Source organism: Brevibacterium sp. SIMBA_078, from assembly GCF_046534565.1.
Taxonomy (GTDB): domain Bacteria; phylum Actinomycetota; class Actinomycetes; order Actinomycetales; family Brevibacteriaceae; genus Brevibacterium.
The window spans coordinates 1-235 of the sequence record NZ_JAWRYQ010000600.1 but is presented as its reverse complement, the minus strand read 5'-3'; the positions used below and the strand labels follow the sequence as shown (position 1 = coordinate 235).

The window sequence follows — 235 nt, the reverse complement described above, 5'->3', positions numbered from 1 at the left end:
ATTTAATGTATCAACTAGGGGATTTATTTTTAATGCCTAGTTCTTTTGAGCCGTGTGGTATTAGTCAAATGCTGGCAATGCGAGCTGGTCAGCCTTGTCTTGTGCACAGTGTTGGCGGCTTAAAAGATACAGTTGAGCATAATGTGACTGGTTTTAGTTTTACTGGTGATACCTTATTAGCTCAGGCAGAGGCACTGTTGCATAGTTTATCTGAGGCCTTGAATGTAAATCACGC

Annotated in this window: 1 protein-coding gene; it reads left to right on the top strand. The window is 41.3% G+C overall.

Features of this window, described 5'->3' with window-relative positions; genetic code table 11:
- Window positions 1-235, top strand: a 235-nt coding sequence (locus SB749_RS20935) for a glycosyltransferase (RefSeq protein WP_410712012.1), incomplete at both ends; no start/stop codon positions are given.